This window comes from Nonomuraea sp. NPDC050394, assembly GCF_044459065.1.
In the GTDB taxonomy this organism is placed as follows: domain Bacteria; phylum Actinomycetota; class Actinomycetes; order Streptosporangiales; family Streptosporangiaceae; genus Nonomuraea.
Genome location: NZ_JBITIO010000009.1, coordinates 316937 through 342745, shown reverse-complemented (window position 1 = coordinate 342745; position 25809 = coordinate 316937). Strand labels below are relative to the sequence as shown.

Annotated in this window: 28 protein-coding genes; 11 read left to right on the top strand and 17 right to left on the bottom strand. The window is 70.6% G+C overall.

Annotation, left to right across the window (positions count from 1 at the left end):
• Window positions 1–367: 367 nt before the first annotated feature.
• Entirely contained in the window at window positions 368–553 is a 186-nt protein-coding gene (locus tag ACIBKY_RS32885; RefSeq protein WP_397102745.1) for a DUF4236 domain-containing protein, read from the bottom strand.
• Here ACIBKY_RS32885 and ACIBKY_RS32880 point away from each other — a divergent pair.
• The gene (locus tag ACIBKY_RS32880) at window positions 479–847 is read left to right on the top strand and encodes a hypothetical protein (protein ID WP_397102743.1); all 369 of its coding nucleotides are present in this window, start codon (window positions 479–481) and stop codon (window positions 845–847) included. The two genes, ACIBKY_RS32885 and ACIBKY_RS32880, sit on opposite strands and share 75 nt — an antisense overlap.
• Window positions 848–879: 32 nt before the next feature.
• On the opposite strand, the gene ACIBKY_RS32875 is transcribed toward ACIBKY_RS32880, so the two are convergent.
• Window positions 880–1326: a DUF4383 domain-containing protein gene (locus ACIBKY_RS32875; protein WP_397102741.1), complete on the bottom strand. Its 447-nt coding sequence runs from the start codon at window positions 1324–1326 to the stop codon at window positions 880–882.
• Between the two features lie 123 nt (window positions 1327–1449).
• Between ACIBKY_RS32875 and ACIBKY_RS32870 the strand changes: the two genes are divergently transcribed.
• The 3 genes from ACIBKY_RS32870 (at window position 1450) to ACIBKY_RS32860 (ending at window position 3006) form a co-directional block, all read left to right on the top strand.
• On the top strand, window positions 1450–1674 hold the full coding sequence (locus ACIBKY_RS32870) for a hypothetical protein (protein WP_397102739.1): 225 nt from the start codon (window positions 1450–1452) through the stop codon (window positions 1672–1674).
• A complete protein-coding gene (locus ACIBKY_RS32865) occupies window positions 1607–2044 on the top strand; it encodes an SRPBCC family protein (RefSeq protein WP_397102737.1) in 438 nt (145 codons plus the stop codon). The genes ACIBKY_RS32870 and ACIBKY_RS32865 overlap by 68 nt, the downstream gene beginning before the upstream one ends.
• A gap of 98 nt (window positions 2045–2142) precedes the next feature.
• The gene (locus tag ACIBKY_RS32860; protein WP_397102735.1) at window positions 2143–3006 is read left to right on the top strand and encodes a MerR family transcriptional regulator; all 864 of its coding nucleotides are present in this window, start codon (window positions 2143–2145) and stop codon (window positions 3004–3006) included.
• Window positions 3007–3043: 37 nt separating this feature from the next.
• Here ACIBKY_RS32860 and ACIBKY_RS32855 read toward each other — a convergent pair whose 3' ends face one another.
• The 11 genes from ACIBKY_RS32855 to ACIBKY_RS32805 all read right to left on the bottom strand — a co-directional run bounded on the left by ACIBKY_RS32855 (window position 3044) and on the right by ACIBKY_RS32805 (window position 11657).
• The gene (locus tag ACIBKY_RS32855) at window positions 3044–3238 is read right to left on the bottom strand and encodes a CDGSH iron-sulfur domain-containing protein (RefSeq protein ID WP_397102733.1); all 195 of its coding nucleotides are present in this window, start codon (window positions 3236–3238) and stop codon (window positions 3044–3046) included.
• 16 nt (window positions 3239–3254) lie between these two features.
• Window positions 3255–3935 carry a HemK2/MTQ2 family protein methyltransferase gene (locus ACIBKY_RS32850; RefSeq protein ID WP_397102731.1) on the bottom strand — a complete coding sequence of 227 codons (681 nt, stop codon included), beginning with the start codon at window positions 3933–3935 and terminating at the stop codon, window positions 3255–3257.
• Window positions 3936–3946: 11 nt separating this feature from the next.
• On the bottom strand, window positions 3947–4918 hold the full coding sequence (locus tag ACIBKY_RS32845) for an iron-containing redox enzyme family protein (RefSeq protein WP_397102729.1): 972 nt from the start codon (window positions 4916–4918) through the stop codon (window positions 3947–3949).
• A complete protein-coding gene (locus tag ACIBKY_RS32840) occupies window positions 4915–6135 on the bottom strand; it encodes a glutamate--cysteine ligase (protein WP_397102727.1) in 1221 nt (406 codons plus the stop codon). Before ACIBKY_RS32840 ends, ACIBKY_RS32845 begins: the two co-directional genes overlap by 4 nt.
• Before the next feature lie 13 nt (window positions 6136–6148).
• Window positions 6149–6571 (bottom strand): hypothetical protein, encoded by a 423-nt coding sequence (locus tag ACIBKY_RS32835; protein WP_397102725.1) that lies wholly within the window; start codon window positions 6569–6571, stop codon window positions 6149–6151.
• Between the two features lie 150 nt (window positions 6572–6721).
• Window positions 6722–6949 (bottom strand): DUF2188 domain-containing protein, encoded by a 228-nt coding sequence (locus tag ACIBKY_RS32830; protein ID WP_397102723.1) that lies wholly within the window; start codon window positions 6947–6949, stop codon window positions 6722–6724.
• Window positions 6950–7156: 207 nt separating this feature from the next.
• Entirely contained in the window at window positions 7157–7414 is a 258-nt protein-coding gene (locus ACIBKY_RS32825) for a hypothetical protein (protein WP_397102721.1), read from the bottom strand.
• Window positions 7415–7434: 20 nt separating this feature from the next.
• Window positions 7435–7710, bottom strand: a complete 276-nt coding sequence (locus ACIBKY_RS32820; protein ID WP_397102719.1) for a GlsB/YeaQ/YmgE family stress response membrane protein — start codon at window positions 7708–7710, stop codon at window positions 7435–7437.
• A 400-nt stretch (window positions 7711–8110) separates the two neighbouring features.
• Window positions 8111–10186 carry a xanthine dehydrogenase family protein molybdopterin-binding subunit gene (locus tag ACIBKY_RS32815; RefSeq protein WP_397102717.1) on the bottom strand — a complete coding sequence of 692 codons (2076 nt, stop codon included), beginning with the start codon at window positions 10184–10186 and terminating at the stop codon, window positions 8111–8113.
• A complete protein-coding gene (locus tag ACIBKY_RS32810) occupies window positions 10183–11163 on the bottom strand; it encodes an FAD binding domain-containing protein (RefSeq protein WP_397102715.1) in 981 nt (326 codons plus the stop codon). The genes ACIBKY_RS32815 and ACIBKY_RS32810 overlap by 4 nt, the downstream gene beginning before the upstream one ends.
• Entirely contained in the window at window positions 11160–11657 is a 498-nt protein-coding gene (locus ACIBKY_RS32805; protein WP_397102958.1) for a (2Fe-2S)-binding protein, read from the bottom strand. Before ACIBKY_RS32805 ends, ACIBKY_RS32810 begins: the two co-directional genes overlap by 4 nt.
• Before the next feature lie 203 nt (window positions 11658–11860).
• On the opposite strand from ACIBKY_RS32805, the gene ACIBKY_RS32800 reads away from it, so the two are divergent.
• Window positions 11861–12820 (top strand): TIGR03557 family F420-dependent LLM class oxidoreductase, encoded by a 960-nt coding sequence (locus tag ACIBKY_RS32800; protein WP_397102713.1) that lies wholly within the window; start codon window positions 11861–11863, stop codon window positions 12818–12820.
• A gap of 14 nt (window positions 12821–12834) precedes the next feature.
• Here ACIBKY_RS32800 and ACIBKY_RS32795 read toward each other — a convergent pair whose 3' ends face one another.
• Window positions 12835–14355, bottom strand: a complete 1521-nt coding sequence (locus ACIBKY_RS32795) for an FAD-dependent oxidoreductase (RefSeq protein WP_397102711.1) — start codon at window positions 14353–14355, stop codon at window positions 12835–12837.
• A 124-nt stretch (window positions 14356–14479) separates the two neighbouring features.
• On the opposite strand from ACIBKY_RS32795, the gene ACIBKY_RS32790 reads away from it, so the two are divergent.
• From ACIBKY_RS32790 to ACIBKY_RS32780, 3 genes are all read left to right on the top strand, one after another.
• Window positions 14480–15034, top strand: coding sequence for a hemerythrin domain-containing protein (locus ACIBKY_RS32790; protein ID WP_397102709.1), 555 nt, complete (start codon window positions 14480–14482; stop codon window positions 15032–15034).
• A gap of 31 nt (window positions 15035–15065) precedes the next feature.
• Entirely contained in the window at window positions 15066–17285 is a 2220-nt protein-coding gene (locus tag ACIBKY_RS32785) for a catalase (RefSeq protein ID WP_397102707.1), read from the top strand.
• 80 nt (window positions 17286–17365) lie between these two features.
• The gene (locus ACIBKY_RS32780) at window positions 17366–18226 is read left to right on the top strand and encodes an SDR family oxidoreductase (protein WP_397102705.1); all 861 of its coding nucleotides are present in this window, start codon (window positions 17366–17368) and stop codon (window positions 18224–18226) included.
• A 272-nt stretch (window positions 18227–18498) separates the two neighbouring features.
• On the opposite strand, the gene ACIBKY_RS32775 is transcribed toward ACIBKY_RS32780, so the two are convergent.
• Window positions 18499–19704: a PP2C family protein-serine/threonine phosphatase gene (locus ACIBKY_RS32775; protein ID WP_397102703.1), complete on the bottom strand. Its 1206-nt coding sequence runs from the start codon at window positions 19702–19704 to the stop codon at window positions 18499–18501.
• A gap of 558 nt (window positions 19705–20262) precedes the next feature.
• On the opposite strand from ACIBKY_RS32775, the gene ACIBKY_RS32770 reads away from it, so the two are divergent.
• Complete coding sequence (locus tag ACIBKY_RS32770; protein WP_397102701.1) at window positions 20263–21555, top strand: cytochrome P450; 1293 nt, start codon at window positions 20263–20265, stop codon at window positions 21553–21555.
• Between the two features lie 94 nt (window positions 21556–21649).
• Here ACIBKY_RS32770 and ACIBKY_RS32765 read toward each other — a convergent pair whose 3' ends face one another.
• Window positions 21650–21961, bottom strand: coding sequence for a hypothetical protein (locus tag ACIBKY_RS32765; RefSeq protein WP_397102699.1), 312 nt, complete (start codon window positions 21959–21961; stop codon window positions 21650–21652).
• A 140-nt stretch (window positions 21962–22101) separates the two neighbouring features.
• Window positions 22102–22620 (bottom strand): EF-hand domain-containing protein, encoded by a 519-nt coding sequence (locus ACIBKY_RS32760; RefSeq protein WP_397102697.1) that lies wholly within the window; start codon window positions 22618–22620, stop codon window positions 22102–22104.
• Window positions 22621–22973: 353 nt separating this feature from the next.
• Here ACIBKY_RS32760 and ACIBKY_RS32755 point away from each other — a divergent pair, with 353 nt between their 5' ends.
• Window positions 22974–24221, top strand: a complete 1248-nt coding sequence (locus tag ACIBKY_RS32755; protein WP_397102695.1) for a serine/threonine-protein kinase — start codon at window positions 22974–22976, stop codon at window positions 24219–24221.
• A 68-nt stretch (window positions 24222–24289) separates the two neighbouring features.
• Window positions 24290–25504 (top strand): aromatic acid exporter family protein, encoded by a 1215-nt coding sequence (locus tag ACIBKY_RS32750; RefSeq protein WP_397102693.1) that lies wholly within the window; start codon window positions 24290–24292, stop codon window positions 25502–25504.
• Window positions 25505–25809: the final 305 nt, after the last annotated feature.

Below are 25809 nucleotides of genomic sequence, written 5' to 3'. Positions count from 1 at the left end.
CGTAGGGCTGTGACCGGAAACGATCACTCAGGCTACCGGTGCGAGTGGTCGATTCGCTCTCGAACGGCCCGGCGGACGTCAGCGTGGACTTGAGGGCTTCGCGTCAGAGCCAGCCACGTTGGCAGGCGATGAGGACGGCCTGGATCCGACTGGCCACGTTGAGGGCTACGAGCATGGCGACACGCCAGCCCTCCGCTCCGGTCGTAGGGGCACTTGGTACACCGCGCACCGCCCGTCTGCGCGACGAGCGCCTCGATCTCGCGTTTCAGGGAGTACGGCAGGGCGGTGTCCGCGCCATGCCTGTTCTACCGTCGTGGAACGTTCGTGCCCCCTCGGTCACATCGCGGACGAGGGGGCACGGGTGCCGCTATCGGCTCTTGGTGCTTTTGCGCCAGGTGAAGCCGCCCGGCAGGTTCACCGATACCGTCCGGCGCCCGTCTGGACCGCGTGTGACGCGGAACAGGCGATTGCCGTAGCTGTGACCAACGCCGCGGCGGGACAGGTTGATGCGGAACGGGCCAAGCTTGATCGACTTCCGGTAACTCAGACCCATCGGATTCCTCCCAGAATCGTCAAGGGACGACAACTACCCGTAAAGCGGCTCAATATCCGCCTTGTTCGCCCTTCCGGCGATCACGCGCGCGCCGGTACGACGAGGGGAGCGTCCGACTTCGCCCGCGAGCGCAACGGCCGCCGCAACCGCTACCACCTCACCCTCGACCAGCGCTTCCGCTACCCCACGGCAGCCGACCTGCCGGTTCGCCGGCTGATCGACATGTCCTCCGGACGCGACCCGTACAACACGCCAAAGCAGCAGGATCAGCATCGGGTCAGCCTGGGTCACTGAAGGCTCCCGCCCGGTTTCGGATGAACCGGTCCCTATCGGTTACTCGTCCGCGAGCTGACCGGGCGCCCGAGCACCAGGCCCAGAGCGAGCATGCCGATGCCCAGTGCCAGGTGCAGCCAGTTGTCGGCGGTGTTGACCGGGACGAAGTTGGCCTGGCTGTCGGGGCTGATGAGCAGGCCGTAGAGCCAGAGCAGCAGGTAGATGATTCCGCCGCCGATCAGGAACGCGCGCGCGCCGGAGAAGGTGCGGGCCAGCGCGAGCCCGGCCACGCCGAAGATCAGGTGCACGATGTTGTGCAGGATGGAGACCTGGAAGATGCCCAGGAGCATGGCGTCGGAGTGGTGGCCCGCCACCTGTAGATCGTCGTAGTTGGTCGTGACGCCCGGGACGAACCCGAGGATGCCGACGAGCAGGAACACTGCGCCGACCAGGAGTGCTGCCCACTGGACGGGGCTACGTCCGCGTGTGGCGTGGTCCATGGGTGTCTGCCTCTCCGGGAGATGACGGCCGGGGCGTGTGCCCGCGGCACCTGGACAGGCCGCTACCCCCATCGCGTCGTTTATGCGTCGTTTAACGCTGTCGCTGAGGGCAGGCGTGAGGTTGTGACGTTGCTGGCGCGCATGCTCGGCGCGATCACCGTGCTCCACTCAGCCGCGATCATCGTGCGGCCCAGGCTCCTGGCCGGGCCATGCGACCTGGTCGATACGGCGGGTGAGCCACTGCCCGGCATCTCGACGCTGATCGCCGCGGTGGGCGCACGTGATCTGGCCATCGGCGCGGCCATGGTGGCCGCACCGCCCTGGGCTGGGCCACGGCTCGCGCCCTGAGCGCGCCGGTCTGGACGCGCACGACGGAAGGGGCGGCTCTATCTGGAAGATCCAGGTCGGCGGGGTACGCCGCGAGTTCGACGCCCGCATCACCGAACAGCACCCCGACGAGCGGGTGGCCTGGGAGTCGCTCGACGGCCCGCGGCACGCCGGCGTCGTCACCTTCCACCGGCTCAACGACGACCACACCCGGGTCACCTTGCAAATGGACACCGACCCCGAGGGGGTGGCCGAGAACGTGGCCGACGCCGTCGGCCTGCTGACCCACCGGGTCAAGGGCGACCTGCGGCGCTTCGGCGAGTTCATTGAAAAGCGCGGCGGCCAGACCGGCGCCTGGCGGGGCGAGGTCAACGGCCCGCACCAGAGCTGAGCTGAGCCCCTCACCTCCGGGCCTGGGCCGATACGCCGTCCGAAGCGGGCGCATCGCCCGGGCCCCTGTCCGCTCGGGCGCAGTGCCACGATAGGCAGGTGACACAGCACGTCCATCCGGCCGAGCCGACCTTTGCCGCCGGCGCGGTGGCACGTCGTCTGGGCCTGCCCGTCTCCACGCTGCGCAGCTGGAACAACCGCTACGGCATCGGGCCCAGCGATCACCAGCGCGGCCGGCACCGCCGCTACACCGAAAACGACATCGCCGCCTTGCTCATCATGCGGAGACTCGTCGCCCAGGGCAGCCCACCGGCAGCCGCCGCACGCGCGGCCAAGGACCGGCGGCCGAACGACGTCCGCCTGGGCGGCGCGCTGGTCGAGCAGTTGGTCGGCACGGCCTACCGGCTCGACAGCCACACCACGATCACCACGATCTGCCAGGCGCTGACGACACACGGGGTGGTCGACGCCTGGCAGCACCTGTGCGTGCCCGCCCTGAACCAGGTACAGGAGCGGGTCTCCGGTCAGGGCGACTGCGTCGACGTCGAGCACCTGCTGTCCTGGTCGATCGCCACTGGCCTGCACCAGGTGGTCACCGCCGCTGCGGGAGCGCCGGTCGCGATGCTCGCCTGTACGGCCGGGGAACACCACGCGTTGCCGCTGGAGGCCCTCAACGCCGCCCTGGCCGAACGAGGAGTGCCCGCTCTCACGCTCGGCGCCGATGTACCCGGGCAGGCGCTCGCCGACGCGGCAGGCCGCGCCCGGCCGAAGGTCGTGGTGCTGTGGTCGCACTCGCCGGCCACCGCGTCGCCCAGCGCCTTGCGCATATTCGACGACGCATCGGTCATGGTCCTCGCCGCGGGGCCAGGCTGGGCCGCGACGTCTCTGCCCGGCCACGTCATCGCGGTGAACGATCTGTCACAGGCCGTCGGCCTGGTCATGGAAGGCGCCCAGAACCGCTGACCTTCACCCGCGGGTTGCGGGAGTCCGATGAGATGTTCTAGATGTCGCCGGGAGATTCGTCGGTGTGCTGGAGGCGTGCGCGGCGACGGTGGCTGGTGTCGCAGAACGGGTAGGAGCGGCTGCGCCTACAGGCGCACAACGCCACCAGGAACCGGTCGGACCTGGCCACCGAGCCGTCCTCCAGGACCACTTCGACCGGCCCCTCGATCAGCACGGGCCCGCCGGGCACCATGGTGACTCTGCGGGCCTCAAGCGGCCTGCCACCTTGTATCGCTGTCGAATGTGTCGGCACGGATGACCACCAGTTCCTCGTCGTCGTGTTCCGGCTCCAGCAGCCCCTGCAGCTGGAGGATCCCTTTGCGCGCGCGCATGACCGGCCCGAACGGCTCGCGCCGTCTGGCCACCACGGATGTCCTGAGCCCCGCCTCGCGCAGCCTGCGCAGCGAGGCGTCGACGCCGTTCAGCGCCGAGTGCACCATCAGCAGCGACCCACCGCGGGCCAGGTGGGCGGGCGCCAGCGAGCAGATCCGGTCGAGGATCGCGCGGCCATCCAGCCCCGCGTCCCACGCCCGCGCCCGGCCGTGGGCGGGCGGCGGCGCGGACCGGCCTGCCACGTACGGCGGGTTGCTCACGATGAGGTCAAATACCTGCCCGTCCAGCGGCGTGAACAGGTCACCGTGGACCACCCGTACGGCCAGCCCTCTGATCAGCGTGTTGAACCTGGCCGCCACCACCGCGCGCAGCGACCGGTCCACGGCTGTCACCCGCACGCCGGCCCGGCGCGCGGCGAGCACTGCCATCGCGCCTGTCCCCGTGCCCACGTCGAGCACCCGGGCCCCCGGCTGAAGCTCGACAAGCGCGAACGCCGCCGCCAGCAGCGCGGTGTCACCCTGTGGCCGGTACACCCCCGGCGGTCTCAGCAGAAACATCTCCCAGCCCCCTATCGCCTCTCGGACATCGGAGTCAGCAGCGAGGTGATGCCTGAGCGCCAGCGGTCCAGGACGAGCTCGCCGAAGCGTCCTTCCAGCCAGTCAGTGGCCTGCACGCCGAACACGACGTCGGCCGCCAGGCCGGGCTCCCGCTGGAGCAGGTCGCCGATGACGTCGCGGCGCAGCACCTGCTCGTGTACGGCGTCGGCCTCGATGTGCTCGGTGTAGAACAGCGGGTCGACGCCGAGGCGTACCAGAGCCTGAGCCATACGCCTCGCGCTGGGCGCGGTGGTGATCTCGGCGGCGGCGAAGTGTCCGACCAGCGCTCCGCGCAGTGTGCGATGCAGGCCGAACAGCGACATCATGTTCACGATCGCGAGCATCTCGGCGGGCGCCACCCGCAGATAGGCCCCATAGGCGGAGTCGAGCCCGAGCTCGTCCATCAGGTCGGCGAACAGCTGGGCGTGCACACGCTCGGCCCGTCCGCCGCCGAACTCGTCGAACTCCACCGCCACCAGCGCGGCCTTGGCCCTGCCCTGCAACCGGGGAATGACCCACGCGTGCGGGTCGGCCTCCTTGAGGTGGTAGATCGACCGGTGCGCCACGTACTCGCGCAGGTGCCACATCTGCCCATCGTCACGCAGGTGGTGGGAGATCCCCTTGGCGTCGACCGGCTCGACCAGCAGTTCCTCCAGCACGCCCGGCACGTCATCTCCACCGGCGACCCCGTCCCGCAGCGCGACCAGGAACATCCGCTCCAGCTCGCCACGGGTGCGCAGCAGATCGGGATCCCACTCCAGCGCGCCGCCAACGCCGCTGAAGCCGCGATAGTGCAGCTCGTAGCACAGATACAGAGCCAGTTGCAGGTCCTCACCGAGCGGATCGGCTTCCTGCACCCGCGGGGGCGGCTTGCCGAGCGTCAGCGTCGAGATCACCCCTGCCGACAGAGGTCCACGGGCAGGCGGCAGCTTCGGCTCGTTCATGCGCTCGTCCTGTCTGCCCGATCGGGATGTCCCCGGACGGTCTGCTCGCGCAGCAGCTCCAGCACCGCCCGTGTTCCGCCTTCGGCGGCATGGCGCTGGCGTGCGGCGCCCGTTCCCGCTCGCCGTACCCAGGCCACCAGCTCCTCGACCTCGGCCAGGTCGCCGCTGTCGGCGAGGGCGTCACGCACGTGGGCGAGCAGCCGGCCGAGCAGCTGTACGGCGGGAACGGCGCGCTCGGTGAGGACGTCGACTCCCGGCCCGTCGAGTCCATGCCGGGCCGCGTTCCAGACCGCCGCCGCGCATACCTGCTCGCTCGCTCTCGGCGCTTCGCGACCGGCGGCCAGAGCGGCTTCCGCCGTGCTGACCAAGGCCCTGGTCAGGGCCGCTTGCAGCATCGTCTCGTCGACCGTTGCCGCCGCGTCGGCCGCGCGGACCTCCACCGTCGCCAGCCCGACGCCCGGCCTGGCCAGCCAGAACGACATCGCCTCGTCCACCAGCACCCCGCAGTCGACGAGCCTGCTCACCTGCCGGTCGTAGGCGGCTGCCGAGTCGAACCACGGCGGCACCCCGAAACCGGGAAAACGGGACTGCTGGACGATCCGCCAGCTCGCATAACCCGAATCACGTCCCCGATCGAAGGGAGAGTTGGCCGACAGCGCCACCAGCGTCGGCAACCAGGGACGCAGGTGATTCATCACCGCCACGGCCCTCTCACGATCAGGGACGCCGACGTGCACATGGCAGCCGGCACTCTGATAGTCGGCGATCACCCCGGCATACATCTGCCCGATCCGGGCGAAGCGCTCGCCCTCCGACAGCACGGGCGCGGTACCGGCCAGCACCGGAGTACCCACCGAGACCAGCTCCAACTGCTCGTCCCGGGCGGCGGCGTCCAGCACCATACGGGCCCGGTGCACCTGGGTCCGCAGCTCGCGGAGCGTCGAGCAGATCCCGGTGGCCGCCTCGACCTGCGTCTGGAACAGTTCCCCGTGCAGGCCGCCGCCGCTAGGGCGCCAGGGATGCCCCCCGGCCGCCGCGAGAACCTTGCTCGCCAGCGCCGCAGGCTCACCCGAGCCCGACTCCAGGAGCAGGAACTCCTCCTCCACCCCCATGGTCGTCGCCATCCCGCCCCCGATCAGCACCGTAGAGGTGGCCTTGAAACCCCCTTGAGCTGCGGCGCAGTTGTCCATACCCCTGCCCAGGCGCGCGCTCATCATGACCGAACCTCGTTCATAGGCGGACGGTCCGACATGCCCGCAGGAGGGTCCGGAGCTGCTGGGCCAGCGCCTCCGGGTCGTTGACGGTGACGGTCAGCCCGGGGTGACGCACGAGTCCTGTCGGCTCGCCGCCGCGTACCGGCTGATGGAAGGTGACGCAGAGCCCACGCCGGGTGTTGGTGCCGAAGCTCAGCCCCCGGTCGGCGAGCGAAAGGTGCGGTCCAATGATTTTGAGCGCGGTGTACGGTCCCGTGACCTGCGCCGCGCGTACGTTGCGCAGGTCAGTGATCAGCTTCCAGGGCCCGAACCGCACCCGCAGGACCCTCTCGGTCACGATCAGCCCGCAGTTGCCGGGCCGGATGCCCAGCAGCGAGAGCGGACGTCGATAGCGCGGGTCGAAGTCGAAACCGAAGCGCGCCTGTGAAGTACGTGGCATGAAGTCCAGCTGCCCTCACCACTGACTCCGTAACGACGCACAAACGACGCATAGTCTCCGCGTCCGTCCGGGAACGGAGGTGCCTGGTGCCCGAATCGCGCACCAGGGCGGCGTCTTGCGCCCAGGTGGGCGGGCTGCGTCGGGCGCAGATCAGCCGGTCGGGGGGTGGGGGTCGGAGCCGGGGGTGATGGTGCGCTTGTCGCGGACCTTGCCGTCGGCGCCGTGGATGACCAGCTCACCGCCGCCGCTGTTGTGAACGATCTCGCGGGCACGTTCGATCGCTTCGTCCTGCGTGGCGAACACCTCGCTCGCTTGCGTGGCGCCGGGCGCCAGCACCTGCCAGCCGTCCGCGTGCGGCAATACCTGACGGTCACTCATCTGCTTCTCCTGTCTTCTTGTACGGCGGTCACTGAGGGGGCGCGGGGATGGGGTGGGCTACCTCACCCGCCACCGCGGCCGACGCGACGGCGGGTGAGGTAGCCGGCTTCGTGCGGGTCGTTGACGATCGTTTGCACGGTGCGTTCGGTGGTAGCCGTGTCCCGGGATTGCGGGCGATTTCCAGCAGCACGCGGGCGTGGTCGCTCGCTACTGCGGGCCGCCGTCCGGCTCCTGCTGCTCCTTGGTGGAGATCGACCCAGACGTAGGGGCATCGGCACGCGGGAGCGGCTGTTCAGGGTCGGTGGCCAGGTCGCCGCTCTCCGCGCGGGTCAGCGCGGCGATCGCCTGGTCCCGGCTGTAGCTACCCGGCCGCCAGGACAGAACCCATCGGCCGCGGGGTTCGGCTTTCGCCACCTGCTTGCAGCTGTCGCTGGTGATCCACTCACTGTCGAACTGCAGTGTCATCGTCCTTCGCCCCTCGGCGGTCACCTGCGTACGCCGCGCCTGCCGTACAGGCTGACGGTGAGGATGACGCCGACGGCGGCGACGGCGATCTGGAGCAGCAGCTCGATCCAGTCGATGCCGCCTGTCGCGGCGACGCCGAACGCGCCTGCGATGGCGGTGCCGATGAAGGCGGCGACGATGCCGACCACGATGGTCAGCCAGATGGGGATGTGCTGCTTGCCCGGGACGACCAGGCGGCCGAGCGCTCCGATGATGGCGCCGATCACGATCGCGGTGATGATGCCGGTGATGGTCATGTGCTGCTCCTTGCGAGTCGGGAGGTGAAGCCGATCACCGACTGCCCGACATCGACCGCCCCACACCTGCCGCGGAGTTCCGATGGGAGGAGTGTTCCGCCGGGATGGACGTAGGGCTTCGGTCCTCACCCCTGCCGAGTGAGGACCGAAGCCCTACGTCGGCAAGCTTGCACGCTGGATCAGGGGGGTTGGCCGCACCGAGTACGCGCCCGGCAGCCACTGCGGAGCCCGCGCGTCCGCCACGCCCGGTCCGTCGTCCGCGGGCACTGCGCCGAGATCGGCGTGCCCTGCCACGAGACTGGGTACCGGCAGATGCTCTGGTACCCGCACGCCGCGCCCGACCGCGATCGTCGATGGACGCCGACGATCGCGATCAGCCCGATTCCCTGGGATGGGGCGCTCAGCGCAGCAGCTTGTCGAGGCGGATGGGCAGGTCGCGGATCCGGATGCCGGTGGCGTGGTGCACCGCGTTGGCGATGGCCGCCGCGGTGCCGACGATGCCGATCTCGCCGATGCCCTTGGTGCCCATCGGGTTGAGGTGCGGATCGTCCTCCTCGACCCAGACCGCCTCGATGTCGCGCACGTCCGCGCACGCCGCCACGTGGTACTGGGCGAGGTCGCGGTTGAGGTAGTCGCCGAACTCCCTGTCCATGAGGCTCTCCTCGAACAACGCGGTCGACAGGCCCATCGTCATGCCGCCGATGAACTGCGAGCGCGCGGTCTTCGGGTTGACGATCCTTCCCGCCGCGAACACGCCGAGCAGCCGCAGGACCCTGGTTTCTCCCGTGTCGACGTCCACGCCGACCTCGGCGAACTGGGCGCCGAAGGCGTGGCGGGAGAAGCGCTCCTGCGCGCCGATCTCCTCCTTGGTGTCGGCGGTGGCCTCCAGACCGCCGCCGCTCCCGGAGACCTGCTCCCGCAGCGCCTCGCAGGCCCGTACGACGGCGGTGCCCCAGGAGGCGGTGCCCATCGACCCGCCCGCGATGGAGGCGGGGGGCATGGCGCTGTCACCGATCTCCACCGTCACCCTGTCGGGTGAGGTGCGCAGGGCGTCGGCGGCGATCTGGGTGAGCACCGTGCGGGCGCCCGTGCCGATGTCCGTGGCGGCGATCCTGACGGTGTAGCGGCCATCGGGCTCCAGGCGGGCGCTCGCCTGGGAGGGGCTGCGATAGGCCGGGTAGGTGGAGGCGGCCACGCCGGTCCCGATCAGGGTCTGGCCCACGAGCCTGGCGCCCGGCGTGGGGTCGCGGTCGGCCCAGCCGAACCGCCGCGCTCCCTCACGCAGGCAGGCCACCAGGTTCCTGGAGCTGAACGGCTCGCCGCTCTCCGGATCGGCGTCGGGCTCGTTGCGGACGCGCAGCTCGACGGGGTCGATCCCGCAGGCGATGGCCAGCTCGTCCATGGCCGACTCCAGCGCGAACATGCCGGGGGCCTCTCCCGGCGCGCGCATCCAGCTCGGGGTGGGGACGTCGAGCTTGACCACCCTGTGGGTGGTCCTCCGGTTGGGCGCGGCGTACATGATCCGGGTGGGCACCGTGGTCTGCTCGACGAACTCGCGGATGGTGGAGCACTGCTCGATCGCCTCGTGCACGATCGCGGTCAGCCGGCCGTCCGCGTCGGCGCCGAGCCGTACGCGCTGGATCGTCGGAGTGCGGTAGCCCGTCACGGCGAACATCTGCTGACGGGGTACGGCGAGCTTGACCGGGCGGTTGACGTGCTTGGCGGCCAGAGCTGCGAGCACGACCGGGGCAAGGGGCAGGCCCTTGGACCCGAACCCGCCTCCGACGTGGGGGGCGATGACCCTGACGTTCGCCGGCGGCATGGCGAACAGCGCCGCCAGCGTGGCGCGTACCGCCGAGGCCCCCTGGGTCGAGTCGTACAAGGTCAGCCCGTCGGCGTCCCATCGGGCGACGGTCGCGTGCGGTTCCATCGGGTTGTTGTGCTCGGCGGGCGTGCTGTAGATCGCGTCGACCCGGATCGGCGCCGCCTCCATGGCCGCGTCGGGGTCGCCGTGCTCGCTGTCGGTGGGGTAGCCGGCGTTGACCTTCTCGGGCCGGTACAGCCCCGGATGGTCGGCGCGCAGCTCGGTGTCGTGCGGTTCGCTCGCGTAGTCGACCGCCAGTGACCTGGCCGCCTCTCCCGCCGCCTGCAGGGTCTCGGCCACCGCGACGGCGACGTATTGGCCCCGGTAGGCGACCCGTGCGGACTGCAGCACCGACAGCTCGGCGTTGTCGGCGGGCGCCACCCTGGGCGCGTTGCGGTGCCAGATGATCGCGATCACGCCGGGGATGGTGAGCGCCGCCCGCACGTCTATCGCGCGCACCTCGCCGCGGGCGATGGACGCCTGCACGGGCACCGCGTAGGTCAGCTCGTCGGGAGAGTGCTCGTAGGCGTAGCGGGCGCGGCCCGTCACCTTCTCCATGCCCTCGACCCTGTCGAGGGGCGTGCCGACGTACTTCCTGGCCGTGGTGGTCATGACGCCAGCTCGCTGAGAACGCGGACGAGGACGTTGCGGACGAGCGGCACCTTGAAGGCGTTGTCCGGCAGCGGACGGGCGCCCGCCAGCTCGGCGTCGGCCGCTCTGGTGAACTCCTCGGCGGTGGCGGGCACGCCACGCAACGCCGACTCGGCCAGCGTGGCCCGCCAGGGCACGTGGGCGACGCCGCCCAGCGCGATGCGGCAGTCGCGCACGATCCCGTCGGTCAGGTCGAGCGCCACCGCGACCGACACCACGGCGAACGCGAACGACGCCCGGTCGCGTACCTTGCGATAGCGCGAGCGGGCGGCGTACGGCAACGCGGGCAGCTCGACCGCGGTGATCAGGTCACCGGGTTCCAGCACGGTGTCGCGCTCGGGATCGTCGCCCGGCAGCCGGTGAAGCCCTGGCATCGGCAGGGTACGCGTCCCTGCGACGCCCTCGACGTGCACGCTGGCGCCGAGCGCGGCCAGGGCGACGGCCATGTCCGAAGGATGGGTCGCCACGCAGCTGCCGGAGTGCCCGAAGATGGCCAGGTTGCGGTGGTCGCCCTCGCGGGCGGGGCAGCCCGAGCCGGGCCGGTGCTTGTTGCACGGCTTGGCGATGTCCTGGAAGTAGGAGCAGCGGGTGCGCTGCAGGAGGTTGCCGCCGACGGTGGCCATGTTGCGGATCTGACCGGAGGCGCCCGCCAGCAGCGCCTGCGCGAGCATCGGGTAGCGACGGCGTACCACGGGATGGGCGGCCAGGTCGCTGTTGCGCGCCGCCGCGCCGATCAGCAGGCCGCCGCCGGAGCTCTCCTCGATGGCGTCCGACGTGGCACGGGTGATGTCCACCAGCACGGCGGGTGTGGCCACGCCCAGCCGCATCAGATCCACCAGGTTCGTGCCGCCACCGAGGTACATGGCCTCGGACCGCCCGCTCAGCGCGTCGACCGCCGACCGCGCGTCGACCGGCCGCTGGTAGTCGAAGGGTTTCACCGCGCCACCTCCCCGATCGCGGCGACGATGTTGACGTAGGCGCCGCAGCGGCACAGGTTCCCGCTCATTCGCTCGCGGATCTCCTCCTCGTCGAGGGCGGGCTCGGCGCGCACGTCCCCCGTGACCACGCTCGGCCAGCCCGCGGCGGCCTCGGCCAGCATGCCGACGGCGGAGCACAGCTGTCCCGGCGTGCAGTAGCCGCATTGGAAGGCGTCGTGGGTGATGAAAGCGGTCTGAAGCGGATGCGGCGTATCCCCTTCGGCCAGCCCCTCGACCGTGGTGATCTCTCTGTCGTCCAGGGTCACCGTGAGCGTCAGGCACGACTTGACGCGCCGGCCGTCCACCAGCACGGTGCACGCGCCGCACTGACCGTGGTCGCAGCCCTTCTTCGCGCCGGTCAGATCCAGGCGTTCCCTGAGCGTGTCCAGCAACGTCTCGCGAGTGTCCACGACCACGGGGTGGCCATCGCCGTTGACCGACAGCCGCATGTCCATCATGACCGGAACGTCGTGTCCTGAAGCAATCACGGGCGCTTCCTACCCGCCCGTCCGCGCGCGCATCCTGACTCGCCGGACGATTTCCACGCAGCGGACTCATTCATGGCTCGCGCGTTGGCGGCGCGTCCGGCGGCAAGCTGGTCTCGCGGTGGCCTTGACCAGGCAGGATTGGCGGGGCTGCATCGGGTAGGTGCCCACGTATGACTCAGTTCGGGTACACGATGATGTGTGAGCAGACGTCCGCCAGGCAACTGGTCAAGGACGTCGCCACGGCCGAGGAGACCGGCTTCGACTACGCGGTCATCTCCGACCACTACTTTCCCTGGCTGGAGGAGATGGGGCACTCGCCGTACGCCTGGTCGATCCTGGGCGCGGCCGCGCAGGTCACTCAGAATCTGCCGCTCATGACCTACGTGACCTGCCCGATCATGCGTTATCACCCGGCGGTCGTCGCCCAGAAGGCGGCCACCATGGCGGAGCTGTCCCAGGGCCGTTTCACGCTCGGCCTGGGCGCGGGTGAGAACCTCAACGAGCACGTGATCGGCCGGGGCTGGCCATCGGCCGACACGCGGCACGCGATGTTCGCCGAAGCGCTGCGGATTATCCGTGACCTTCTGGACGGCGGTTATGTCACCCGCCGTGGCGAATTCTTCTCCGTCGACTCCGCCAAGCTGTATGACCGGCCCGAGGCGGGTGTGCCGCTGGCGATCGCGGCCTCGGGGCCGCGCTCGCTGGGTCTGGCCGGCGAGTACGGCGACGCGTTGGTGGCGGTTGATCCGGACGCGGAGCTGGTCGGCGGGTTCGCCCGGCAGGGCAAGCCGGTCTACGGCCAGCTGCCGATCTGCTTCGATTCTGACCGGGATGCCGCCGTCGAGCGGGCACACCGGCTGTGGCGCTGGTCGGTGGCGGGCTGGAAGGTGATGGCCGAACTGCCCGGCCCGCTGAACTTCGCCGCCTACGCCGGCAGCGTCCGCCCCGAGGACGTGGCGGCGAACGTGCCGTGCGGACCGGATGTCGAGGCGGTCGTGAAGGCGGTGCGCGCCTATACCGAGGCGGGGTTCACGCACGTCGCACTGGTCCAGATCGGCGCCGAGCACCAGGACGCCTTCCTGGACTGGTCGGCCAAGGACCTGCTGCCCGCGCTCCGGGAACGACTGTGATACGGAGCCATGCCCTAATCCGGTGATTCGTTCAGCTCGACCGGTGGCAATGGGTGCACCGCGGGTCCCTGCAGGACGGCGCCGTCGACGTCGAAGCGTGAGCCGTGACAGGGGCACTCCCACGAGCGTTCGGCCTCGTTGAAGGCCACGACGCAGCGCAGGTGAGTGCAGATGGCCGAGACCGCGTGGAGAGCACCGTCGTCGTCGCGATAGACGGCGCGGTGTTCGCCGCCGGTCCTGATCACGGTTCCGCGTCCGCGCGGCAGTTCGGTCAGTTCGCCGCCGTGGGGTACGGCCAGCCGATCGCCGACGAAGTGCCGGACGACAGCGGTCTGCGCCTTCACCGCCGGACCTGCTTCACGCAGCGGATGCAGGCGGCGGGGATCGTAGATCTGCGACCACGGGGACTCTCCCCCGGTGATCAGAGCGGTGAGCAGCAGGCCGGCCATGACGCCGTTGCTCATGCCCCAGCCACCGAACCCGGTGGCGACGTAGGCGTGCCTGGCCCCGAGGTGGAGCGGGCCGACGAAGGGCAGTCCGTCGGTGGTGCTGTTGTCCTGGGCCGCCCACCAGTGCGTCACCGTGTCGGTCGCGAACCGCTCCGTCATCCAGGAGCGGAGCCGGTCCAGGCGTTCGGTCACCCGGCCCGCCCCCGGTGTGAAGGTCTCGCCGGTGACGATGAGCAGCCGCTGCCCGTCGCCGTACGGGGCGGTGCGGACGGAACGGGTGCTCTGCTCAGTGGTGATGAACATGGCGCCCGGGTCGCTCCCGGCCGGGATCGGCGCGGCGACGACCAGTTCGCGATGAGGCCGCAGGCGGGCGAACAGCACAGCCCGGTCGAAGATCGGATAGTGCGTGGCGACGATCACGTCGGCCGCCGTGACGACCTGCCCGCTCTCGGTGGTGACCTGGCAGGGTTCGCCCTCCTTCAGATCGACCACGCGCGTGCCCTCGAAGACGAGCGCGCCTTCCGCGGCCATGGCCTCGGTGAGGGCGAGGAGGTAGGCGCGGGGGTGGAACTGTGCCTGGTTCTCCACCCGTACGGCGCCGGCGATCGGGAAGGGCAGCGTGCTGTTGGTCACGAAGGAGGCCGGCAGTCCGGCCCGGGCGGCGGCCTCGGCTTCGGCGCGCAGCAGGCCGAGGTCGCCGGCCGACTCGGCGTAGGTGAGCGCGGGCACCCGCTCCAGGTCACAGTCGATGCCCAGGGCGGTCGCGGTGGCGGCGAGATGGTCGATGGCCTGCTGCTGGGACTCGGCGTAGAGGGCCGCCGTCTTCGTCCCCGCCGAGGAGGCGAGGCCGGCGTAGATCATGGTGTGCTGGGCCGACAGTTTGGCCGTGGTGTGGCCGCTCACCCCGGCCGCGATCCGCCCGGCCTCCAGCACGGCGACGCTGCGTCCGGCCTTCACGAGTTCCCAGGCCGCGCTCAGTCCCGCGATGCCCGCCCCCACCACCACGACGTCAACGCGGAGATCCTGCTCCAGGGCGGGGTAGGAGTGCCCCGGCGCGGTCCGCATCCAGTACGACTGTGCGCTCATGCCCGGCCCCTGCCCTGGTGGGCGGTGGATAGACCTTGGGTACGTCTGCCGAGGTCCCGACCGGTCGGCCGCGTATGTCGCTCATACCCGGGTAGCACCATCCGCGTCACGATCAGGAGGAACTATGTCACAGAACGTAATCGACCTCATCAAGGCGGACCACCGCGATGTGGAGGTGATCTTCGAGAAGCTGAAGCGGCAGCCGGAGAACCGTCCCGCGCTGGTGGCCGAGCTGGCCGCCAAGTTCGTCGCGCACGCGCGGGCGGAGGAGACGAAGGTCTATACCGCGCTGGCCAAGGCCAAGCCGTCGGAGCGCGGTGAGGTCCACCACGGCGTCGAGGAGCACCACGAGGCCGAGGAACTGCTGGCCAAGCTGATGGACGCCAACCCCGACAAGCCGGAGTTCCTCAGCGCCCTGGAGGACCTGATCAAGGCGGTCAGCCATCACGTCGAGGAGGAGGAGAACGAGATCCTCCCGGCCATGGCCAAGTCCATCCCCGCCGACAAGCTCGTCAAGCTGGGCCGTGTCTTCAGCCAGGCCAAGGCCGATGAACTGGCGACGCCGCCCAAGCCCGTCGGGCGTACCAAACAGGAACTGCTGGACCAGGCGAAGGAGAAGGGCGTCACCGGCTACAGCTCCATGACCAAGGACGAACTGATCGCCGCGCTCAGCGCCTGACAGCACGCCACCCACAGGGGGGAACGTTTCCATGCCGAAAAAGAAGACCAAGGCGGCAGACCGCGACGCGGAAGGAAAGATCCCGGGGCGGCCGGGCGCCGAGGCGCCGAGCCTCGCCGAACCCGTGGAGCCGCGCGATCCGCTACCCCCCAAGCCGGACCAGCGCGGACCCGGTTCGTTCACGTCCACGGGGCAGCCGTCCGGCGGGACGGCGCAGATCCGTGCTCAGGGCGGGGAGTTCCTGACGACGGCCACGGGCACGCGGCTGCCCGACACCGACCACTCGCTCAAGGCCGGGCCGCGCGGACCGACCTTGCTGCGCGATCACCACCTGCGCGAGAAGATCACGCATTTCGACCACGAGCGCATCCCCGAGCGGGTCGTGCACGCGCGCGGCGCCGCAGCGCACGGGATCTTCCGCGGGTATGGCACCGCCGCCTCGCTCACCCGGGCCGCCTTCCTGGCCAAGGACGTCGAGACCCCGGTCTTCGTGCGGTTCTCCACCGTGCTGGGTTCCCGCGGCTCTGCCGACACGGTCCGTGACACTCGGGGCTTCGCGACGAAGTTCTACACCTCCGAAGGGGTCTTCGACCTGGTCGGCAACAACATTCCCGTGTTCTTCATCCAGGACGGGATCAAGTTCCCCGACGTCATCCACGCGGGCAAGCCACATCCGGACCGGGAGATCCCGCAGGCCCAGAGCGCGCACGACACGTTCTGGGACTTCGTCTCGCTGCACACCGAGGCCACCCATCACACCATCTGGAACATGTCGGATCGCGGCATCCCGCGCTCGTACCGGATGATGGAGGGCTTCGGCGTCCACACCTTCCGCCTGGTCGCCGAGGACGGCGGCACGGTCCTGGTGAAGTTCCACTGGAAGCCGAAGGCGGGCGTGCACTCCCTGGTGTGGGAGGAGGCGCAGCTCTTGGGCGGCCTCGATCCCGACTTCCACCGGCGGGACCTGGCCGACGCCATCGAGGCGGGCGTTTTGCCCGAGTGGGAGCTGGGGGTGCAGGTCTTCCCGGACACCGAGGAGCAGACGTTCGAGGGCATCGACCTGCTCGACCCGACGAAGATCGTGCCGGAAGAGCTGGCGCCGGTGCAGCCGATCGGGCTGATGACGCTCAACGCCAACCCGGTCAACTACTTCGCCGAGACGGAGCAGGTCGCCTTCCACGTCGGTCATCTGGTGCCGGGCATCGACGTGACGGACGACCCGCTGCTGGCGGGGCGGCTGTTCTCCTACCTGGACACGCAGATCACCCGGCTCGGCGGGCCGAACTTCGATCAGTTGCCCATCAACCGGCCGCACGCGCCGGTCAACGACATGCTGCGCGACGGCATGCACCAGAGCGCGGTGCACGCCGGGGCGGCGCCGTACCGGCCGAACTCGCTCGACGGCGGCTGCCCGTTCCACGCGCCCGGCGGCTACATCGAGGCGCCCGTTCCGGTGGAGGCTGGGCCGCGCGGGCGGCTCGCGCCCGCCTCCTTCGACGACCACTTCACCCAGCCGCGCCTGTTCTGGCTGAGCCTGTCGCCGGCGGAGCGGGAGCACGTGATCGCCGCCTACACCTTCGAGCTGAGCAAGGTGTACGAGCAGGTGGTCAAGGAGCGGCAGCTCATGGTGCTGGCCAGGATCGATCCGGTGCTCTGCCGGGAGGTGGCGGCCGGGCTCGGCCTGCCGGTGCCGGACGGTGCGCCGGAAGCGGGCCCGCAGCCCAGCCCGGCGCTGTCGCAGGTGGGCCAGAGCTGGCCGACGGCGGGCCGGGTCATCGGCATCGTGGCCGGTCCCGACCTCGACGCGGTCCGGACGGTACGGCAGGCGGTGTTCGACGGCGGCATGGTGCCGCTCGTGATCGCGCCGGCCGGCGGCGTACTGCCGGGGCCGGGCGAACCGGTGGCCGTGCAGCGTACGTTCGCGGCTGCCAGGTCGGTGGAGTTCGACGCGATCATCGTCGCCGGGGCGCCGTCGCCCGCCGCCGACGCCCGGGGTGCCCGCGACGCCAAGGCGGGCGTGAACTGCGGCCAGCTCGATCCGCGGGTCGTGATGCTACTCGGCGAGGCGTACCGGCACGCCAAGCCGATCGGCGGCTGGGGCGGGGCGCGGGAGGTGTTCGACGCCGCCGCGATCCCGGCCTCGGCGCCGGGTGTGGTGTCCGCCGGCGAGGCGGACGACGTCCTTGAGAAGGTGACCGGGCTGCTGGCCAGGCACCGGGTCTGGGAGCGCTTCCCCAGCACGCTCGAGTAGCGGGTGAGCCGCTTGTCCGTCATCGCAGGTCGAGCCGGGTCATGACGTTTGGCCAGGCTCGCTGCGGGGAGCCGAAGGGAATGGCAGTCAACGACAGCACGCCGCCGCCCCAGGAACAGCGCTATCCCGGCGCCAGCGACCGGATGACTCCGAACCCGCGCGACGAGATGCGCGACTACGCCGGGCGGGACCTGCTCGCGGGCAAGCGGGCGCTCATCACCGGAGGCGATTCCGGCATCGGCCGTGCGGTCGCCGTCGCCTTCGCCAAGGAGGGCGCCGACGTCGCCATCGCCTACCTGTCGGAGGACCAGGACGCCGCCCACACCCGATCCCTGGTCGAGAAGGCCGGACGGCGGTGCGTCCCGCTGGCCGGAGATCTCGGCGAGGCCACCCACTGCCGGTACGTCGTCGAACAGGCCGTTGCCGAGCTCGGCGGTCTGGACATCCTGGTGAACAACGTCGCGTACCAGGCGCCGGTGTCGTCTCTGGACGAGCTGACCGACGAACAATGGCAGCGCACCTTCGAGGTCAACATCCACAGCTACTACCGGGTGACCAAGGCGGCGCTGCCGTACCTGGGAGAAGGGGCGGCGATCATCAACACCTCCTCGGTCAACGGCCTGCGCGGCAACAAGACGCTCCTCGACTACTCGGCCACCAAGGGCGCGGTCAACGCCTTCACCCAGGCGATGGCGCAGAACCTCCTGGAACGCGGCATCCGGGTGAACGCGGTGGCGCCCGGCCCGGTATGGACGCCGCTCATCCCCGCCACCTTCCCGCGGGAGCGGGTCGAGGACTTCGGCGAGCAGGCGCCGATGGGCCGTCCGGCCCAGCCCGACGAGATCGCGCCCTCGTACGTGTTCTTCGCCGCCGCCCGGCTGTCGTCCTACTACAGCGGCGAGATCCTCGCCCCGATCGGCGGCGAGACCCTCCCCGGATGAGCGTCGTCCCCGTGCGGGCAGGGAGAAACGTATGGTTATCAACCAGCCGGTCCGCACCTGGGCCACCTTGCCGATCTTCGTGGCGCTCGGCCTGCTGATCGTGGCCACCATCGTGCTGTTCTGGCGCATCCGCCGCGTGGCGGCGCTGTACCTGCTGTGGGTGAGCTACGCCGGCAGCTCAACCCTCCTGAGGTACGGCCGAAGCCGTCGTGCCAGCGCGGCCGGGCCGGCCACGGTGACGGTCGGGCCGGGATGGCGCACGAGCCCGAGCCTCACCGCCCGCTGCCCAGCTCTGGCGTCAGTCGTTCGTGGGCGGCGGTACGCCATTCGGTCAGCAGGACCGTGGCGTCGTCGCCGAGCCGGCCGTGATGGTAGTCGAGAATGTTCATGATGAGGCGCCGGAGGGTTTCCGGCACGGGCAGGTTGCCGCTGTGGTGACGGATGATGAAGTCCACGAACTGTGCCAGCCCGAACTCACGGCCGTTCGGCGCGCCGGCTTCGGTGATGCCGTCGGTGTAGAGCAGCAGCCGGTCGCCGGGTTCGAGCTGCTCGCGGCACAGGGTGACGGGCCCGCCCAGGTTCATGCCCATGGGATGGGCGGGCGGGCAGGTCAAGGTGGTGCTCCACCGGCCGCCGCGGATGAGCACCGGCGGCGGATGGCCCCGGTTGATCCAGCTGAGCATGCCGGTCCGCAGGTCGAGGTCGGCCATGACGGCGGTGACATAGCGGGTGGTGCGCCCGAACTGTCCGATCAACACCTTTTCGACTTCCGCGCTGTTGGCGGCCAGGTCCATGTCCTGGCGGCGATGGTTGCGGCAGGAGGCCATGGCCAGGCCGGCGGTCAGGGCCGCCGACTGGTCGTGGCCTTCGGCGTCGAAGACGGCCAGATGCAGGGTGTCGCCGTGGAAGGCGTAGTCGAAGCAGTCTCCGCCGATCTCGTAGGCGGGTTCCATCACCGCGCTGACGGTCACCCGCGGGGTGGCGCAGGTCAGCGACGGAGCCAGCCGCCACTGCATCTCGGCGGCGACGTTCATCGGCCGCGAGCGCACCAGCCGCGAGTAGGTGTCGCTGCTGGTGCGCTGGCTGACCAGCAACAACGCCAGCAGCGAAGCCAGATGACGGCCGGCCGGAGGGGGCGCGCTCCCGTCGCCGGGCAGCCGGAGCACGCCGAGCCGTTCGGTGCCGTCCAGAAGGGGGAGCCACCACAGCTGCCCTCCGTCCTCGCCTCGCTGCGACAGGGGCCGCACTTCCTGGAAGGCTCGGCCGGCCAGCGTGGTGTCGACACGCAACTCGCCGTCGCCGGCCAGCGGACGCAGCACGTTCTGCTGCAGGTCGGCCACATAGATCGCCACATGGGCGAGACCGGCCTGAGCCGCGTGCCGGGTCACCAGCCCGGGAAGATCGTCCAGGATCGCCAGGTGGCTGGCATCCAGCAGACCTTCCAGCATCCGCTCCACCCCGCTCGTCACCGCACTCACCCCTCCCCTCTCCCCCGGTCCTCAGGGCGCGAGATGCCTAAGGACCCTGGTCAGCGTCAGTCCGTAGCCGTTCGGGTACGCCGTCCACGGCGATCACCCGGTAACCCGGCCGTCTCGCCCACCGTGCCAGGTGACGGCTTTCACGGTTGTCTCCTTCGCGTAGAAGCGCTGCTCAGCCATGCTGCGCTACCCGGATGAGGGCCGCTAAACGTGACCGGCCCCGGCATCACCTCCATCCTCGGCCCGACCCGGCGGCCTGCCCGATCGGCGGCCGGACAAGACCACCTGGCGGGCCCGTCGACGTGCGAGGCGATGATCTGCGCCCGCATCTCGAAGGTGCCGACGCGTCGCCACATGGAAGGCGAACACCACCCTTGGCACCCTGCACGTCATCCGTCGGCGCGTACTCGCCCGGCCCCAAGGACCGGCGCGGACGCCGACACCCTGCCGCTGGCGGCCGATACCGGCGGCCCGGCCAGGACGCGCGAGTTCAGCACCGGAGTCGGCCAGCGCCTTGACCATCTGTTTTGTCCGCCGCCTCGGGGGCAAGCGGCAGAGATGACGACTTCACGCGCATCCTTCCTCGACCAGACGCTCAACCTGCTGGCCGGCGGATACGCCTGGCTGCCGGGGCTGTGGCGACGCGGGGACGGCAGGATGGTGCGCACGCGGATCCTCGGACGTCGTACCGTCGCGCTGCGCGGACCCGGGGCGGTGCGGTTCTTCTACGACGAGCGCCACATGATGCGGCACGGGGCGCTCCCCGAACCGGTCCAGGCCACGCTCACCGGAAAGGGGACCGTGCACGGTCTCGACGGGGCGGCACATCGGACGCGCAAGCACCTGTTCATGTCCGTGCTCGCCGATCCCGGCCGGGTCACCGCACTCGCCGAGGAGGTTGGCGCGCGCTGGGACCGCCGGCTGCGCGACCGGCCCGCGCATTCGCGTGTCGTGGTGTTCGACGAGGCGGCCAAGGCCATCACCGAGGGCGTGTGCGATTGGGCCGGCACCCCGGTGGACGCCACCGACGCCCTGGCCGCCGACATGGTGGCGCTCGTCGACGGGTTCGGCGGTCTCGGCCCGCGGCATTGGAAGGCCCGGCTGGCGCGGGCACGGCGCGAGAAGTGGCTGGCGGGCCTGCTCGCCGAGCCGGACGCGCTGCCCTCGGGATCGGTGGCCGAGCTTGTCGCGCGCCATCGCGACGAGGACGGGCGGATCCTCGATCCGGGCATCGCCGCGACCGAGCTGCTCAACATCATCAGGCCCACGGTCGCGGTCGCCTGGTACGTCGCCTTCGCGGCCCATGCCCTGCACCGCTGGCCGGACAATCGTGCGCGCCTGCGCGCCGACCCCGCCTACGCCGACGCCTTCGCCCAGGAGGTCCGGCGCTTCTACCCCATCGCCCCCTTCGTCGGGGCGTTCGCCGTCAAGGACCTGACCTGGCTGGGCGAGCAGATCCCCGAAGGCACGCTGGTGCTGCTCGACCTTCACGGCCAAAACCACGACGGAGAGCTGTGGGAGCGCCCCTACTCCTTCGATCCCGGCAGGTTCACCGGCGCCTCCGTCGGACGTGACGATCTCGTGCCCCAGGGTGGTGGCGATCCGCACACCGGTCACCGTTGCCCCGGCGAGGCCGTCACCGTGGCGGTCCTGCGCACGCTGGCCGTACGGCTGGCGCGGCTGGACTACACGGTGCCGCGCCAGGACCTGACCATCTCACTGCGCAGGGTTCCGACCCGGCCCCGCAGTGGCTTCGTCATCACCGACGTACGCGAACAAGACGAAGCGCGGCGCAAGGGTGAGGCCGCGACATCCGGCGATACGGTGCGGCCGGCGAGAGGCCGGCGATGAAGGTGGACGGCAGGGCGATGTCGTCGACCAGACGCTGCACCGGCAGGTAGGCGTCGGCCGGTAGCCCCATCACTGTGGCCTATGCGCTGGACATTCATCGGGCGCGCTTCCGTCGGGCGCGGATCGCCCGTGTCAGAGCGGCTGTGGCCGTGCCGGCGGCCGTTGCCATGAGCAGGGCAAGAACCATCGCGCCCATCGCGAAGGTGACCTCAGGGCCTGGCAGGCGCTGCCATAGCCGTTGCCGGACGCGGTGCGCTCTCTTCTCGTCCCGGCCGAGGGAGGCGACGCTCCCGGCGATGACCGTCGCGGTTTCGGTGGCGGCCTGGCGCTCGAGCGCCTGCGCGGATGAGGCAGGACTGTCTGGCGGCGGCCGCTCGTCGTGAGCGCTCATCATGTACTCCTCCATGGGACCGCCACCGCATATGATCCTGGCGGGCTTTCTTCAGAGCGCCGCCGCAGACCAAGCCGGACGCGGGTCGGGCGTATGGCCCGCGCCCGCGGTTGGCCGTCTTATCGTGATCTAGGCCAGTTAAGGCCCGTGTCGGTTTAGAACGTCCCGAATGACCAGGTAGCGGGGGCGTAGGGCTTGTGGTCGGCGAACAGCTCCAGCGCGGTCTTCTGTACGTTGACAACGGCGATGGAGCCATCTGAAGCGGTGTGCTGGGCGGCTTGGTCAAGCGTCGTTTCGTCGGCGCCGAGCGCCCGCAGCAGAGACCGGTACTCCCGGTCGGTGAGCCAGCCGTCGTCGTCGGTGTCGGCCGCCGAGACCAGCGCCCTCACCCAGGGTTGCACCGCCTGCTGAAATCCTGCCGCGGCGAGGAAGAACTCGTCCTGGTTGATCTTGCCGTCGCGGTCACCGTCAGCGTTCGCGGCCACTTGCCGCCAGAACGTCCCGGCCGCAGCCTTGAGGGCCTTGGCCTGGGGCGAGGTCGCCGCCAGGCCGTAGGCGTCCATGGCCCGCTCGGTCACCGTGTCGACGTCGGCCTGCGTGATCACGCCGTCCTTGTCATGATCGAATCCGGCGAGTCGTGCCTGCACTTTGCGCTGGAAGAAGTCGTTGTCCATGTGCGTGTCCCCCTTGAGCTGCTTGGATATGCGCTACGGGCCCTGCCCGCCGTCGGGTAAAGCAACGCCCCCGCCCAGGGACAGGGCCGACCCATAGCAGCGGACATGCGGTCAGCAGGACGCACTCGCCCGAGCTCACCGCGGAGCGATCACACGTCGTCATCTCCGCGGCCCAGCGAAGGCGGGTCCATGATGGCCGTCCGCGTGCGCTTTCCAAAGAAGCTGCTGGAGGGTGGCTCCGGACGGCTTCTCTGGGACGATCACCCGGCTGTGGAAGGGTATGGCGTCGTGCTTGACCGGTCTCGGATGCTCGTCGCCGAATGGGTGAGCGTTGATCGGGTAGGTCGTGCGCTATGCCGAGTTCGCAGGGGTTTGGGGACGGGTTGCTGGGCGGCCGCTACCGACTGCAGGCCGAACTCGGCCGAGGCGGCATGGGCAGGGTCTGGCGCGGCCACGACGAACTGCTCGATCGCCCGGTCGCGGTCAAGGAAGTCACCCTGGACCGGCGGCCGCCAAGCGAACGCGCCGCGCTGCTGAGCCGTACCATGAGCGAGGCCCGGCTGGCGGCCAGGTTGTCGCACCCGCACATCGCCGCCGTGTACGACGTGGTCGAGGCCGACGGGCGGCCATGGATCGTGCTCCAGCTGGTTCCCGCCCCCACGCTGGCCGACGTGCTGGCCGAACGAGGGCCGCTGCCGCCCGCCGACGTCGCCAGGATCGGCCTCCAGGTGCTGGAGGCGTTACAGGCGGCACACGCCGCGGGCATCGTGCATCGCGACGTCAAACCGGCCAACATCCTCCTGGCCGACACCGGCCGGCACGCGGTGCTGACCGACTTCGGCCTGGCCACCACCCTGGAGCAGCCGGCCCACGGCGGCCTCACCCAGGCCGACATCGTGGTCGGCACCCCCGCCTACATCTCCCCGGAACGCGCCCGCGGCGCCGCCCCGACCGCCGGTAGCGACCTGTGGTCGCTGGGCGTCACCTTGTTCACCGCGGTCGAGGGCCGCTGCCCGTTCGAACAGGGCAGTGCCCTGGCGACCATCAGCGCCGTCCTCACCGCGGATCCGGCCCCCTTCGTACGCGCCGGTCCGCTGGCGCCCCTCCTGACCGGCTTGCTGGCCAAGGACCCGGCCCGCCGTACCGCCGTCGATGACGCCCGCCGGCTCCTGCGGCACATCACCGCCTCGCCCGCCATCGCGGCGCCACCCGCGCCCAAGCCCACCCCGTCGCGGGCCCATCCGGCCGTTCGCGGGTCTCGGATCCCGTACGGCCGGCCCGCGGCGGCGGCGGTGACCGCCCTGATCGCCGGGATGCTGGCGGTCGTCTATTGGCCAGGCGCGCCGAAGGACGCTCCCGCCACCGAACGTCCCTTCGCCGAAACGCCTGCCACGACGGTGTCCGCCTCGCCCGGCGCGGTCCTGGAGCTGAGGCCCGCGTCCACCAGACGGGGCACTCCAGCCACCTGGCGCCAGACCGAAGGGTCCGCCCCGGCTGCAGCGGAGTCCATGCCTCCGGGACAGGCAAAGAAGACCACCGGCAAAAGCGGCAAGGTCAAAAGCGGGCGCAAGCTCCGCTCGTTCGGCAAAGGCCACAAGTGACCGGACTGTGGCTCAGCGCGCCAGGCGCGGGTCCATATGCCTCGTGAATGCGGTGACAGGGGGATCGTGTGAGTGAGCGTTGGGGGGTACGGCTGGCGGGGGCGGCGCGGCGGGAGTTGCGCCATGTGCGTCAGCAGGTGACCGGGCTGGGCGAGCGGAATTCCTCCCAGCGTCTGGAACTGCGGCAGATCGCCAAGGCGACCGCGGCCGCGGTGCTGGCGTGGTTGATCGCTGATCGGTTGCTGGCGCGGGAGACGGTGTGGTTCGCTCCGGCCACCGCGGTGATCATGGTTCACGCGACCGTGTATCGCACGGTGACCAACGGGCTGCGGCGGGTCGGCGCGGTGGCCGCCGGGGTCTTCCTGGCCGGCAGCATCGGCCATCTGCTCGGCCTGAACGCACTCAGCCTGCTCCTGGTCGTGCCACCCGCGTTGATCGCGGCGCGCTGGAATCGGATGGGACGGCACGGTTCGGACGTGGCCACCACGGCCGTGCTGATGTTGTCGTTCGGCGCCGCCTCCCAGGAGCGCTATCTGGCCGGCTACGTGATGGCGACCGCAGCCGGGGCGTTATGCGGAGCGGGGGTGAACGCGCTGATCTGGCCGCCGCTGTATCTGCGCCGTCCTTTCCGGGCGCTGCGCGGGCAGAGCCAGGAGGTCGCGGCCCTGCTGGAGAGCATGGCGGCGGGCTTGAAGGAGCGTTGTGACCTGTCACGTCTACCGAAGTGGGAGAAGCGGGCCGCCGAACTGGATGTCCACCTTGTCCAAACCCGGGAGGCGATCACCGACGGGGTCGAAAGCCGCCGCTACAACCTGCGCCGCTCACGCCACCCTGCCGAGGGGGATCATGCGACGTTGCTGAGCGCGATGAGCCAGGCCGGCGTACACGTGCACGCCATCGTGCGCGCACTGGCCCACATCGAGCAGCAGCCGGGCGTGGACACCGCCACCGGCTGGATCAGCGTGCACTTCGCCCGCGACTACGCCGAACTGCTGGACACGCTGGCGGCCGCACTGGTCCGGGTCGTCCCGCCCGCGCCCGACGACCGCGAAACCGCCCAGCTGCTCTCGCGCGCTCGCGAGAAGATCGAAGCCATCCATCGGCAGATGACCACGGAGATCCGCGCCGGCGAGGTGGAGCGCCCGCAGGGCTGGGCCGCCAGCGGCAGCCTGCTCACCGACGCCGAGCGCATCCTCGCCCTGCTGACCCGCCTCACCACACCCGCCGCGGCCACCGAAACACCGCCGGCCCACCCGGCGCAAGGCAGCCGCGCCGCCAGCTGAAACAGCGGTCGCCGGCCCGAAGCATGGGACACCGACCCGACCCACAAGCCGCCACGCCCGGGTGAGCGCTCCGTGCCGGAAGGCGACGGCGTGGACCTCCAGGCCGTGGTGCGCCGGCTGGATCGGCTTGCGGGGTTCTTCAGCCGAGGAGGAAGGTGCGGGCCTGGTCTGCGACGGGTTCGGGGCCATCCAGAAGGCGGAGTGGTCGTGGTCGGCGAGTGTCAGGACGGTCACGTCCGGCAGGATGGCGGCCAGCGCTTGGGCGCCGGTGCGGATGAAGGGCTCGCCGTTACCGCCGACGGCGA

Bases quoted from the DNA above. Each gene is read 5' to 3' on its own strand.
- ACIBKY_RS32885 (WP_397102745.1), bottom strand. From the start codon at position 553: ATGGGTCTGAGTTACCGGAAGTCGATCAAGCTTGGCCCGTTCCGCATC.
- ACIBKY_RS32875 (WP_397102741.1), bottom strand. From the start codon at position 1,326: ATGGACCACGCCACACGCGGACGTAGCCCCGTCCAGTGGGCAGCACTC.
- ACIBKY_RS32855 (WP_397102733.1), bottom strand. From the start codon at position 3,238: ATGGTGCCCGGCGGGCCCGTGCTGATCGAGGGGCCGGTCGAAGTGGTC.
- ACIBKY_RS32850 (WP_397102731.1), bottom strand. From the start codon at position 3,935: ATGTTTCTGCTGAGACCGCCGGGGGTGTACCGGCCACAGGGTGACACC.
- ACIBKY_RS32845 (WP_397102729.1), bottom strand. From the start codon at position 4,918: ATGAACGAGCCGAAGCTGCCGCCTGCCCGTGGACCTCTGTCGGCAGGG.
- ACIBKY_RS32840 (WP_397102727.1), bottom strand. From the start codon at position 6,135: ATGATGAGCGCGCGCCTGGGCAGGGGTATGGACAACTGCGCCGCAGCT.
- ACIBKY_RS32835 (WP_397102725.1), bottom strand. From the start codon at position 6,571: ATGCCACGTACTTCACAGGCGCGCTTCGGTTTCGACTTCGACCCGCGC.
- ACIBKY_RS32830 (WP_397102723.1), bottom strand. From the start codon at position 6,949: ATGAGTGACCGTCAGGTATTGCCGCACGCGGACGGCTGGCAGGTGCTG.
- ACIBKY_RS32825 (WP_397102721.1), bottom strand. From the start codon at position 7,414: ATGACACTGCAGTTCGACAGTGAGTGGATCACCAGCGACAGCTGCAAG.
- ACIBKY_RS32820 (WP_397102719.1), bottom strand. From the start codon at position 7,710: ATGACCATCACCGGCATCATCACCGCGATCGTGATCGGCGCCATCATC.
- ACIBKY_RS32815 (WP_397102717.1), bottom strand. From the start codon at position 10,186: ATGACCACCACGGCCAGGAAGTACGTCGGCACGCCCCTCGACAGGGTC.
- ACIBKY_RS32805 (WP_397102958.1), bottom strand. From the start codon at position 11,657: ATGGACATGCGGCTGTCGGTCAACGGCGATGGCCACCCCGTGGTCGTG.
- ACIBKY_RS32800 (WP_397102713.1), top strand. From the start codon at position 11,861: ATGACTCAGTTCGGGTACACGATGATGTGTGAGCAGACGTCCGCCAGG.
- ACIBKY_RS32795 (WP_397102711.1), bottom strand. From the start codon at position 14,355: ATGAGCGCACAGTCGTACTGGATGCGGACCGCGCCGGGGCACTCCTAC.
- ACIBKY_RS32790 (WP_397102709.1), top strand. From the start codon at position 14,480: ATGTCACAGAACGTAATCGACCTCATCAAGGCGGACCACCGCGATGTG.
- ACIBKY_RS32785 (WP_397102707.1), top strand. From the start codon at position 15,066: ATGCCGAAAAAGAAGACCAAGGCGGCAGACCGCGACGCGGAAGGAAAG.
- ACIBKY_RS32780 (WP_397102705.1), top strand. From the start codon at position 17,366: ATGGCAGTCAACGACAGCACGCCGCCGCCCCAGGAACAGCGCTATCCC.
- ACIBKY_RS32770 (WP_397102701.1), top strand. From the start codon at position 20,263: ATGACGACTTCACGCGCATCCTTCCTCGACCAGACGCTCAACCTGCTG.
- ACIBKY_RS32765 (WP_397102699.1), bottom strand. From the start codon at position 21,961: ATGGAGGAGTACATGATGAGCGCTCACGACGAGCGGCCGCCGCCAGAC.
- ACIBKY_RS32760 (WP_397102697.1), bottom strand. From the start codon at position 22,620: ATGGACAACGACTTCTTCCAGCGCAAAGTGCAGGCACGACTCGCCGGA.
- ACIBKY_RS32755 (WP_397102695.1), top strand. From the start codon at position 22,974: ATGCCGAGTTCGCAGGGGTTTGGGGACGGGTTGCTGGGCGGCCGCTAC.